This is a genomic window from Paenibacillus sp. FSL R5-0636 (assembly GCF_037974255.1).
GTDB lineage: Bacteria > Bacillota > Bacilli > Paenibacillales > Paenibacillaceae > Paenibacillus_AQ > Paenibacillus_AQ odorifer.
Window position 1 is genome coordinate 812194 of the sequence record NZ_CP150232.1, and the last position, 12445, is coordinate 824638.

General features: G+C 34.7%; 6 protein-coding genes. 5 read left to right on the plus strand and 1 reads right to left on the minus strand.

Translation table 11 applies throughout. The features are described 5' to 3' along the window. Positions 1–502 precede the first annotated feature (502 nt). The 5 genes from MKX34_RS03580 to MKX34_RS03600 all read left to right on the plus strand — a co-directional run bounded on the left by MKX34_RS03580 (position 503) and on the right by MKX34_RS03600 (position 9435). The gene (locus tag MKX34_RS03580; RefSeq protein WP_076296180.1) at positions 503–2203 is read left to right on the plus strand and encodes a DNA cytosine methyltransferase; all 1701 of its coding nucleotides are present in this window, start codon (positions 503–505) and stop codon (positions 2201–2203) included. A 223-nt stretch (positions 2204–2426) separates the two neighbouring features. After that, on the plus strand, positions 2427–3902 hold the full coding sequence (locus MKX34_RS03585) for an ATP-binding protein (protein ID WP_076296181.1): 1476 nt from the start codon (positions 2427–2429) through the stop codon (positions 3900–3902). Then, complete coding sequence (locus tag MKX34_RS03590) at positions 3895–6543, plus strand: Z1 domain-containing protein (protein WP_076296182.1); 2649 nt, start codon at positions 3895–3897, stop codon at positions 6541–6543. Before MKX34_RS03585 ends, MKX34_RS03590 begins: the two co-directional genes overlap by 8 nt. Before the next feature lie 24 nt (positions 6544–6567). Continuing rightward, the gene (locus tag MKX34_RS03595; RefSeq protein ID WP_076296183.1) at positions 6568–7578 is read left to right on the plus strand and encodes a PD-(D/E)XK motif protein; all 1011 of its coding nucleotides are present in this window, start codon (positions 6568–6570) and stop codon (positions 7576–7578) included. A 15-nt stretch (positions 7579–7593) separates the two neighbouring features. Beyond that, positions 7594–9435: an AIPR family protein gene (locus MKX34_RS03600; RefSeq protein WP_076296184.1), complete on the plus strand. Its 1842-nt coding sequence runs from the start codon at positions 7594–7596 to the stop codon at positions 9433–9435. Between the two features lie 922 nt (positions 9436–10357). Here MKX34_RS03600 and MKX34_RS03605 read toward each other — a convergent pair. Beyond that, on the minus strand, positions 10358–12397 hold the full coding sequence (locus MKX34_RS03605) for a Z1 domain-containing protein (protein ID WP_076296185.1): 2040 nt from the start codon (positions 12395–12397) through the stop codon (positions 10358–10360). Positions 12398–12445 lie beyond the last annotated feature (48 nt).

Here is a 12445-nt window from a genome sequence, read left to right on the forward strand (position 1 = left end):
TGACATTCAAGAGAGCTAACTATTTTGGATAAGATTAATAGGTCTGTATAAGAATACTTGAGACTTAATATAGGTGCCTTTCTTTTTGTATGCTACTGAGCCATTATCATAAAATACCTCTATATCAGAGCAAATCTGAAAGAGTAAAGAAGTAACGTAGTAGACCTGTAAGGTAGCGGGCAATCTAAAATATATGAATGTATTCTTGTGATAAATAATGATATATTAATATAATTGATCCAAGTGTAAATTAATATATTGGTTAATAATATTAGAACGTACTACTGAAATTAAGTAATGCAACCAATGATTATATAAAAAAACGATTCTGATAATAATTAAATTTATACCAAAAAAAGTTCTGGTAATTATTTTTCTATAGCATGTTCTATTGAGATGTTGTAATCTAATAATTTGTGTCTTAGTACTTGTAAATATTATCAAGAGGTGTTAAGCTGCTAATATAAGGAACGAATGTTCGTGAGCAAGGGGCGATTAAATAATGTGTAATAAAAAGCTTTTAGCGGTCGATTTATTTTCCGGTGCTGGGGGATTAAGTTTAGGATTTCTGCAAACTGGTCAGGTAGAAATTGCAGCTGCTGTAGAAAATAATAAATTTGCTCAAAAAACTTATAAAAGGAACCATGAGAAAAAAAATTCTTGTCATAATATTAAATATTATGATGATATTAGAAGATTGGACTTTAAGGAACAGATTATAAATGAGTATCAGAAAATAGATCTTGTCTTTGGGGGACCACCGTGTCAGGGGTTTTCTAATGCTAACAGGCAAAAGACTGAGCTTATCTCCACGAATAATCAGCTGGTCAAAGAATATGTAAGAGCAATTCAAGAATTAGAACCAAGTGCTTTTGTAATGGAAAATGTCAAAGCGATGAAATCTTCCAAACATAAATTCTTTTATTCGTCTAAAGATCACCAAGAAGTTGTAGAAGAGCTAGAGATAAAACTTTTGCCAGAAAAAATATTGTTGGGAAAAACAACTAAACTAACGGAGGACTTGATTCGTTTTCTTAAGAATTCATTCCATTATGAAAGACTTTCCTCATATACAATAAATGATAAAAACTTATTTTCCAAAATAAGTCATATTGGTAGAAAAGAGAAAGAGGCTCATTTATACCTTGCAAAAGCTGAGGGGAAATTAAAGAATTACTATCCTACTTGGATGGAACAACATGAGGTCTATTGGAGTGAGAGTTATCAAAAACAGTGGATGATACTTGGAGACCTTTTACAAATAAAAGATCATAGTGATACATCAAAAGATTTTCTTTTTAAAAACTTGAATGAAGTTATAGAGGTTCAAAAAATTTTAATGAGAATGAATGAAATCACAGCAAATAATATTGAAATAAGTGACATTGTACATGATCAAAAGAATGTATATATACAAGTGAAGACTTACGGAGTTTTAGATTACCTAACTTCAAAATTTAATAGCCTAGGATATGCCATTAATGAGGAGCATATATTAAACGCTGCACATTTTGGGGCCCCTCAGCTTCGAGAACGTCTCATTATTATTGGGGTAAAGAAAGAATTTATGGAGGACAAACCTGTAGAATTACCAAAACCTATTTTTAATGACCCTGGTCAGTTTTATACTGTAAAACATGCTATTGAGGATCTTGAAAACATTGCCCCCTTTAAAACAATGATTGATGATCGGCCTATTGTAAAGTCATCATCTAAATATAAAAATTTACTAGCTCAATATCTTTGTGGAAATATTGAAGAAATTGAGAATCATGTTATGACAGAAACAAGATCAACTGCATTAGAGAGATTTAAAGTTTTAGAGCCAGGTCAAAACTTTCATCATCTTGATGAGTCATATAAACAAACTTATTCAGATCCCAGGAGAACTCAAAATACTGTTTATTTAAGGCTTAATTATGATACTCCATCAGGAACTGTATTAAATGTTAGAAAGTCTATGTGGATTCATCCCCTTAAAAATAGAGCAATAAGTATTAGAGAGGCTGCGCGGCTTCAAACATTCCCTGATGACTTTGTATTTGAAGGTACTAAAGATTCACAGTATCAGCAGATTGGTAATGCTGTACCTCCAATTTTAGGTAGGGCAGTGGCTGAGCAAGTAGTGAATTATCTAGGGAAACCTGTGAGAGAAAAATTGGAAGATGTAATAATGTCACATGAATCAGTTACAATAATTTAAGTTATTAGTCTCTGCTCATTTTGAGTTGGAGACTTTTTTGTTGTTGGAAATGGATAATTATTCTTTTGAAGGTTATAGATCCCTTGTGTCGAATAATGCAGTATATAATAGATGGGAGTGTTATCTACAAGTTTCAACAATTTTCTCAATCTAACAAAGTAGTTCTTTTAGGCAATTGCTTATTGCACTTGATAATAAATTTCCTGATAATGGGGGTAACCATATGAATATAATTCTAACTCAGCCATCTGCTACACCTGTTATCCAAGCGCTCCGTTCATTAGGATATAATGCTGGAACTGCAATAGCAGATTTGGTTGATAATAGCATTGACGCAAAGGCAAGTAAGATTGTATTAGAATTTAAGTATTTAAGAAACGATGGGGCAATAATTATTTCAGATAACGGTTCTGGCATGGATGAAGAAATGCTCCAAATGGCTATGAATATAGGCTCGAAAGATCCACGAGAAAATAGACAACCCAATGAACTTGGAAGATTTGGTATGGGACTCAAGACCGCCTCATTTTCTCTGGGTAAACGGTTAAGTGTACTTACCAAATACAACGGGGATTATGCACAACGGTGTTGGGATCTTGATCATGTGTCCCAATGTAATGAATGGCAGCTATTCACGAAGATCCCAGATGAAATTAGGGAGTTAATGATTGATATTGAAGGAGATAGTGGCACCGTTATTTGTATAGATAAGCTGGATCGGTTCATGGGAGCGGGGACTGAGAATGCAATACATACACAAAGTTTTTTTACCAAAGTTCGGCGGATACATAATCACTTAGAGTTTGTATTTCACTCAATCATTGAACATAACAATGTCCAGATTATCTTAAACGAAAATGTTCTTGATCCTTGGGATCCTTTTATGACTAAACATCCTTCTACTTTAGAAGGTGAAACTCAGGTTTTCAACATCAATGGAAACAGAATAATTGCTAAATACTATGTACTACCTCATGCCTCATTTTTAAATGAACAAGAATATAAAAGAGCTGGGGGCAATAGAGGATGGCGAGATCATCAAGGTTTTTATGTTTATCGTGAAAACAGACTGCTGCATTACGGAGATTGGTTGGGAATGTTGCAAAAGGATACTTCATCCCAGCTGGCAAGAATTCGTATAGACTTACCAAATACGGCAGATGATGATTGGCAGGTAGATATAAAAAAGTCAGCTGTGATTCCACCGGACAACGCAAAAATAAGACTTGAATCAATAGCAAAATTTGTTCGTAAAATATCCCGTGATATCTTTTATTTTAGGACTCAAGGAGCCTATTCTAACCAAACCTTTAAAGGGAGTCTCAATACATGGGAGTTATCGGGTAGTGACGAAGGGCTTCGATTTATTTTAAACAGAAATCATCCTATGTTAACAGAAATTCAGAACAGAATAGATGACGAAACCTCAAAACTGCTTAATATGTATTTGAAATTCGTCCAGTTGGGATCTCCTAGTAATATTATTGACTCGCCAAAAGTGGCGGAGGAAATCATTCAAATGGTCACCGACGCTATGAAAGATTTAGTTATCCAATTCTCTTCTACATTAATTAAGCTCCATGTTGTTCAAAATCAACAACAGCTATTAGATGCACTTATTACTCAACCAGCATTTGATGGTCTAAATCGCATAACGTTGAAATCAATTGTGGAAGAGGCGAGTATCAGTTATGAATGAGGCAAGAGGCCTATTTGAGCAAACATTTGCAACTAATTATATGTACTTAAGATCAGTCTTTCCTAGCCAAGAAAAAGCAGCTGAACAAGCAGTGGATCTAGCAAAGCTCGTAATACAGGGGCTAAAAGTAGAGGCGAGTCTGATCGAACAGTGGTCTTTAGAAATGTATATGAAATATAATGTTAACTTTGATATTATAAAGACTCCTGTATTACGTCTAGAAGGAGTGAGTGGCTGGTACAGTTCCAAATTACTTTTGGGAGCTTTTTTTTGGACACGTTACAGAGATTATCTATTAAGAATTAAGCATTGGGACCAAGAGGCTGTTGACTCTATCGATGATTCAACAAATGAAATCATGCGGTCTTTGGGTAACCCAAATGAAAACCATTCTTTTGACAAACGGGGTCTTGTATTAGGGTACGTTCAGTCCGGAAAGACTGCTAATTTTACAGGACTTATTAATAAAGCTTTCGATGTTGGATATAAATTAGTGATTGTACTTTCAGGTGTCCATAATGATCTAAGAGCACAGACTCAGCTTAGGTTGGATGAAGAAGTGATAGGTAGCAGGGTCGATAGAGAGGGCAAACCGGTTGGAGTAGCCCAAATCTATGCCAATACACCTAATCATATTATTTCAACATGGACTACAGTTGAACGTGACATTTCATCTGAACCGAGTGGTATTTTTAACTTAAATCAAAGAACTCTTATGGTTGTGAAAAAAAATAGTATTGTCCTAGAATCACTTAAAAATCAACTTGAGTATCAAAAGAGCTTATTTAAATTAGATATTCCTGTTTTAATAGTTGATGATGAAGCAGATCAGGCATCTGTTGACACCTCTAAACAGGATGAAGATCCAAAGACGATTAATAAGTTAATCCGTCAAATTTTAGAAGTTTTTAATAGAAGGTGTTATGTAGGCTACACAGCAACCCCGTTTGCTAATCTATTAATAAGTGCTGAAGCTAAAACAGAAGAGGAAGGTAAGGATTTATATCCTAAAGATTTTCTTGTCGGTCTCCTCAAGCCTAAAGAGTATTGTGGTCCAGAAGAATTCTTTAATGTTGAAGAAGAGTCGGACGATCCACGTCCAAGTTTGATTCGTCCTTTGAGGGATCCAGATATAGAAGTCTTTACTGGAATTAAAACAAAAGGGGATGCCGGTAAATTTGAAGAGGTTCCTCCGCAAATGGAAGAGTCCATCTTGAGATTTCTTTTAACTATTGCTGTAAGAAATCTTCGAGGCCAGAGGAACAAGCATAATTCGATGCTTATTCATACCTCTCGTTTTAAAGATGTTCAGTCAAGTGTAAAAGACGGTGTGGATAAAGTATTCAAGGAAATCACCAAACAGATACAATATAACAAAAACGGTGAAATTGTAGAAGTAATTAAAGTGATTTATGAGGAAGATGTTATTCCGACAAGCAGGGAATGGCCTGGTTATATTCAGGAATTTAGCTGGGAAGAGGTTTATCAGGAGCTGAGAGAGAGCTCAAAAAAGGTTCGTGTTTTTGAAATTAATGGAAATAGCAAAGATGCGTTAGACTATCATCAATACAAAGAGGATGGTTTAAACGTAATTGCAGTAGGTGGAGATAAGCTGTCGCGAGGACTTACACTTGAGGGACTTAGTATAACTTACTATTTTAGAAATACGTTGATGTATGACACTTTAATGCAGATGGGGCGCTGGTTTGGATATCGGAAAGGTTATATGGACTTGTGCAGAATATATACAACCGCAGAAATTGCTTCGAATTTTGAACACCTAGCTATCGCAATGATTGAACTACGAAAAGAATTTGACAGGCTGGCACTAGCAAATAAGACTCCATTGGAATACGCAGTAAAAATGTTAAGTCATCCAACTATGACCTTAACGAGTCCATTAAAAATGAAAAATGCTGCGATAACAAATATAATTTATCGGCTAACCCTGCAGCAAACTCGTATCTATGAAAATAAGGAAACTTTTTTTTCTCACAACATGAAAGTGACTGAGAACTTTATTAGTGAACTCTCTTCAAGATTTACGAAAACGCATATTGGAACAGGTAAAACTGGTTATTATATGGTTCCGGAAGTGGAAGTAAATACTGTGTTGAATTTTCTATCAGAATACAAGACGAGTCAAGGCGCTGATAAGGTTGATAGCGGAAAAATTGTAAATTATATCCGTCGAGTTAATGAAAATGGAGAGCTTTTACATTGGACAGTAGCAGTGGTTGAAGGTGAACCAAGGGATAAAAGTGGTCTTGAGAAATTCCCAGTACAATTCGGGAAATTTAAAATTGATTCTGCAGTGGTACGTGGGGTTAAGGCAGAGGATAATAACAATCAAGGACAGACTAAAATTGATATACGTGCTATAGTTGCTTCGCGTCAGGAATTTATAGATCTCGATCAAGCTACAATAAAGAATATGAAGGACAAACAAGATATTAGAAATTTGAGGCCAAAAGAAAAAGGAATGCTTCTAATCTACCCACTTCATCCTAAAGTAAAAGTTTTCGAATCCCTTAGTTTTAATTTTAGCGAGAAAATGGTTCCAATTGGTATTGCTATCTCATTTCCTAACTCAGAGTTAGATGATTCTAAAATCTATGAAGTGAACAAAACAATAAAATAAATATTCTAATAGGGCGAGGAATATATGTTGAATCTTAAATTAGAATTCGAGCAAATGATTAAAGAATTAAATAGCCAGTCTCAGCAAGAAGTTTATAAATTGAGGGTTCTTACGGCGGAAAGTCCCATTCTTTTTGCAGGAATAGATACTGTGAATATGAATAGGCAACTTTATATTGATTTGGGATTTGATCCTTGGGAACCGGACCAGCTAAAGGCACTTCCAAAATGGCGAGGATTATCTATCAAAATTGAGTATTATGAAAAGCTGGCATTACTTAAAGGACATTATTATCTGGTTTTACGACAAGAGTCAGAACATGGTACAGATATTTTTGAAGTTGTACTGCAGAATGTTGTGGATCATTTGATTACCAGAGAGCAGAATGAATCGGTGTTTACAGTAGTATATAAAGTCCTTGACAGATGGCGAATGTTTTTTCAAAAAGGTGGTTACCGCAAACTAACTGAGGAACAGCAACGAGGGCTTTTTGGAGAATTGTGGTATATTCGAGACTGGTTAAGTCGCTTTCCAACCGCCCCCCCACAAATAATAGAACAGTGGGAAGGACCAACCAGTGGACGAATTGATTTTAAGCATTCAAATCGCGGCGTAGAGATTAAGACGGCAATAAATAAATTAACCAAAACAATTAAAATTTCGAATGAAAACCAGTTAAGGCTTACAAATGCAGTATCGAGTATTTATCTCTATGTATGCTTTATAGAACCAAGTAAGACTCATGGTATTTCATTACAAGCACTTGTAAATGAGGTTCGAAACCAAATTGCAAATCGTTCCGACCGAATGCTATTAAAGTTTAATGATTTGTTAGAGGATTTAAGATTTAAAGAAGAAAATTATACGGATGATTTCTTTTTTTTAGATAAAGTAGAGGTATACGAAGCCGAAACGAACTTCCCAAGAATTTTACAAGAGGATTTGCCAAAAGGTATTTCTCATGTTAGTTACAGCATAGATCTTACACATTGCATTGAATTCGAAAGAGAAGTTGATGAGGTATTTGATTTGTAATGGGGGATTATTTAGATGTTAGAGAATAGACAGCGAAGTGAATTCCTGAAAGGATTCCTTGAAGAAGTAGAAGAAAAAGCGGCACAAACAGGGGTATATCGAGTTCCTTTTCTTGAAAAAATGCTTCAGTATATGGAAAGGAATGATGATCCTGATATATTAATTCCTCCATATATAGATACTCAAAAAAAAATTGCTGTGAATGCTTACTTTTATGACGAAAGTCAGAACGTTCTTGACTTATATATAGCTGATTATAATTTTGATCAAAACGAGCAACAGTTACTCACGATAAATATGACGATGATGACAGAACTAGCCAATCAGGCTAAGCGTTTTATTACGAATGCTAAAATCTTATCTCATACAATCGATCATTCTCTTCAAGCGCGAGAATTAGCTGTACTTATTTCAGAAAATATAAGTGTTATAGATGAAGTGAATATATTTATATTGACCAATATGATCTATAATTCTAATAAACCAATAGAGCTTTCGATTCCTGGAATAGAAACAGTTAATGTTCAAGTGTGGGATATAGATCGTATACTCCAGATCATTTTGGCCGAACAAGGAGTCCAAACGATTCATATTGACTTCGAGAAGGATTTGGGACATTCATTTGAGATGATGTATGTGCCTAATGTTCAGCATGAAGGAGTAAAGAATTATTTTACATGTTATGTAGGATTCATACCTGCACAATTACTTGCTAAAGCATATGACCAATGGGGTTCAAAGCTGGTTGAACGAAATGTACGATCTTACTTGCAGGCTAAGGGCGGTACCAACAAAGGGATCCTAAAAACTCTTAAAGATCCTAATGAAAGACGAATGTTTGTAAGTTATAACAATGGTATTTCTAGTGTAGCACGTTCAGGTGACATCGAAAAAATAAATGATAGTATTAATCTTTACCGTGTCAAAGGGCTGACTGGCTGGCAAATTGTAAATGGCGGACAGACGACTGCATCAATACATCAGGCTTATAAGAGTGAGGTGGATTTATCCGAAGTGTATGTTCAGGCGAAATTGACAATTCTTCATGTTGAAGCCAATCAGGAGAAAGATCATCAACTTCTTGAAGATGAGATGGTTTCAAGTATTTCAGAGTATGCTAACACACAGAATAAAATCAATAAATCTGATCTGTTAGCAAATTCTAGATTTATGTCGGAATTAGAAAAGTTATCTAGAAATATATGGATCCCGACCTACGATGGCAGAAAGTCAGAGAGAAAATGGTACTTCGAACGCGCGAGAGGTCAATATGCAGTTGATTTAAATAGACGTAAACGTGGTAAGGAGCAAAACGAATTTAAAAAGCAATATCCAAGTGAAAAGGCGCTTACCAAAGTTGATTTGGCTAAACATTATATGTCGTGTGAAGGGTTCCCACACATTTCAAGTAAAGGTGGAGAAGAGGCCTTTAAGCGGTTTATGGAGCAAAATAAACAGTTCTGGAAATACGATAAGGATGATAATGATGAGATTATTCCGCTGAATGAAGTTACCCTAGAAGTCTATCAAAAATTAATAGCAAGAACTATTATTAATCGTCATGTAACTAATATTGTGGAGTCTATGAGGTTGCAGGGATATAGAGCAAATGTAATTTACTATACTGTATCTATGCTCCATCATATATATGGAACCAAAATAGATCTAGTTGATGTATGGAATCGTCAAACATTATCTGATAAATGGGATGAAGTTATAAGAATTATTGCTGATAAGGCATTGTTTTTCCTGCGTGATTCTGCGGGAGATAGAAACGTAACTCAATGGGCCAAACAGGAAGCTTGTTGGGTACAGTTTAAGGATGAATATGCGAAGCAGCTAAGTAATATCATCTGATTATATTTATATTTCTGTGACTATAAATAAGGGAAAACTTAACTACCATTTGGTCAAATCCCTATTTTTCCAGACACTGAAAACCTAAACTGAAACTGCTTTTGGTACTTTGCTAGGGGGGAACTTAATTTGCCTTTGTTGTGGTTGATTTTTCCTTTATACCTCATTTCAATAGGTCTTTTTTTTAGATGCAAGAAGATCCCTTTATGGAGTAATGTCATAACGATTATTCTGCGAGATATGCTGACCCGGGCGCCGATTTTTGGTAGCATGTCATTGTATGCAACAGACGTGTACTGAATCCCGGATGTTGTGAACCTTCAGGAGTTTTAGTACACGTCTTTTTACTGCCAGTTTATTGTACTCATCTATTATGGAATTATTCCATTGTCAAACCAATAAGATGTGGAGAAAGTTACAATGGAATGCCTGCACACGATGCTACAGGCTACCCTTGGCTCACTTTTGGTTATGTGAGTCTGACATAGTGTCTCTTAGAAAAGGTTTTGGACGACTCGTGCAACTTCTGAAAGAAGCATAATTACACCGGCGTCTCAGCCGCATCTGCGGACGATGAAAAAGAATTGTATAGGTCTGAGCATCTTCTTATGATTATTCAACCCATATGTTTGAGTTATAGTAACAACAGCTGGATTTGTCTGTATCTATACACTCCGTTGCATTGGTTGTTCACTTTTTGATGTAACTTTGCCTCCTGATCTCAAATGAATCCTTTACGTTTCAAAAAGGAGGTGTAGTATCCAAATCTAAAGACGCTGAAGAGCTCACAGAGATCTTTAATGAATCTTGATCACTTGATCAATGTGTTATTGATGATGCTCTAGTTGATCTAGTATCTTTAATTCCCCTAACCTTAGGTGTTTATTATAATATCTGGTTTAGAATAATTCTGCATCTGAGTTTACTTTTTATATACGTTATTTAAGTTGAAGATCAGATTGTATCCGTCTTGAGGAAATCTAATTATTGGCATCCAAAAGTCAATCCCATCCCAATTTCGATCTTCTGAGCCAACTATTTTGTATAGAACAAATAATGGAAAGTTTTTGTCTACATTTTTCATCTCATCGTAAATCTGTTCGGATAGAACGGCAGGAATTCCGCGATGTATATTTCTTGATATATTACTATTCGGTATATAATATAAATAAGAAGATGATTTTTTATATTTAGCTTTATACCAGTCTAAGTACTGGGTTATAACCTCAGACTTCCAACTTCCACTTAAATGAATAGGGATCATATTGATTAATTTAATAATTAATTCAGTTTCGACAGTATGGAGAGAACGCTGTTTATATAGACACATAATGTTATCAATATTTTCAGTTATAATCTCCAAGCCTTTATTTTTTCTGTATTCGGGTAACTTAGGCATGTACATAGAGCCTGCCTCGTATGCGCCTACTGCATTAGGAATTACATAAGGCCTCGTAGGATCAATCTTATTATAGTCCAGATAAAGTGTATTACTTATCCCATTTTTCTTTATGATTTCGCGTTGAGTTTTATCGTGATCGGCAATTATTTCAAATAGGCTTGCAATATCTTCGGTTATAAAGACTTTGGTGATATTCAAGTCTTTTTCTCGATAACCACACATTCTCGCATGCTGTGACAGAGTATCAACCTTAGGATCGGAAGTATATCTACCATAATAAGTAGTAATTAATCTAGGAATGGTGAGTCCTCTACTAAGTTTATTACCACCAATTATTAATAGATATTTTGATTTACTGTTATTTAATTTTGAGTCAGAAGATGAATTTAAAACCATAACCTCGAATTCTTTTAAATTTTTGCGAATTACTTCAAAAACATTATTTGCTGTGTATTTTTTTTTCTCTTCATTATTAAATATGTCGTTTATAAATTCTGTATAAAGAGATGCGTAGGACGCCTTAAGAGATAGTAATATCTCATTGTCTAAATTATCGGTTAATGTATCATAAAGATCCTTTTTTAGAGAGAGAATTAGAGTTTTTAGTTTGTTGTGTATTTCAACTGTTTGACTAACATGAATCATGAATGAAAATTGAGGATTTATTTTTTTTCTCCTATTTTCTTTTTCTTCAAGCAATATTTTCAATGTTGCACCTACTAAAAATGAACATATTGCATTAAGCAAGCCAGTTGGTATTCTTACATTACTGTTATCCTTTAATAGAGTTGATATTTCCTCGGGATCTACATAACTAAGGATTTTTTCTTTTGCTTTTGTGAAAATAGTATCGATTCCAACATAACCATCACCAGCTTCACTAACTAGCGTGAATTTTGGTTGCATAAAATCGTCTTGAAGTATAATCGCTTGTGGTGTTGCTGTCACCTGCAGATATAGGTGCAAATTAAGGCTATTTTTCAAACTCAACAAATGTTGATTTACGACACTTGGAGAGGTGTCTTCTAGTCTTTGCTTTGTGTTTAAACCAACAGCATCGGCTTCATCATCTATTATAATTGCGGGTAAATTAAAAGCTTCTAATTTTTCGATGAATTTTTGTAATGATGTTATGTCTGCAGTATGTTTTTTACAAACAATTGCTAAACCTTCGTTATTCAGTACAGATTTGAGGAGATCTGTATCTTCTGTCTTTAGAGTTGCAATCGTGTATGGATAAACCTCTTCTAAAGAATCCCGTACTCTTTCGAAAGTCTGCTCTTGTAAGGCATTATTATTATCAGTTAAAACGATAAATAACTTATAACCATTGTCCGCGGCTAGGGCAATTGTCATGTTTATAATATTTGTCTTTCCACTTTGCACTAACCCATAGAGTAGCCCTAAGTTATTCTCGAAAACACCATTTGGGTCGGGTGCTTTTATTAATATCTCTTGAGCCTTATCTAAAACGTTTATCGCTGATTTCTCACCAATTTCGTATTCAAGAATCTCATTGAAATAACTAACATTAGTTCCGTTTAGTACAATATCCTTCATTTTTATGCCCCAATCATAGAGTATTCTTAAAATATATTATATGGTAAA

Bases quoted from the DNA above. Each gene is read 5' to 3' on its own strand.
- MKX34_RS03580 (WP_076296180.1), top strand. From the start codon at position 503: ATGTGTAATAAAAAGCTTTTAGCGGTCGATTTATTTTCCGGTGCTGGG.
- MKX34_RS03585 (WP_076296181.1), top strand. From the start codon at position 2,427: ATGAATATAATTCTAACTCAGCCATCTGCTACACCTGTTATCCAAGCG.
- MKX34_RS03590 (WP_076296182.1), top strand. From the start codon at position 3,895: ATGAATGAGGCAAGAGGCCTATTTGAGCAAACATTTGCAACTAATTAT.
- MKX34_RS03595 (WP_076296183.1), top strand. From the start codon at position 6,568: ATGTTGAATCTTAAATTAGAATTCGAGCAAATGATTAAAGAATTAAAT.
- MKX34_RS03600 (WP_076296184.1), top strand. From the start codon at position 7,594: ATGTTAGAGAATAGACAGCGAAGTGAATTCCTGAAAGGATTCCTTGAA.
- MKX34_RS03605 (WP_076296185.1), bottom strand. From the start codon at position 12,397: ATGAAGGATATTGTACTAAACGGAACTAATGTTAGTTATTTCAATGAG.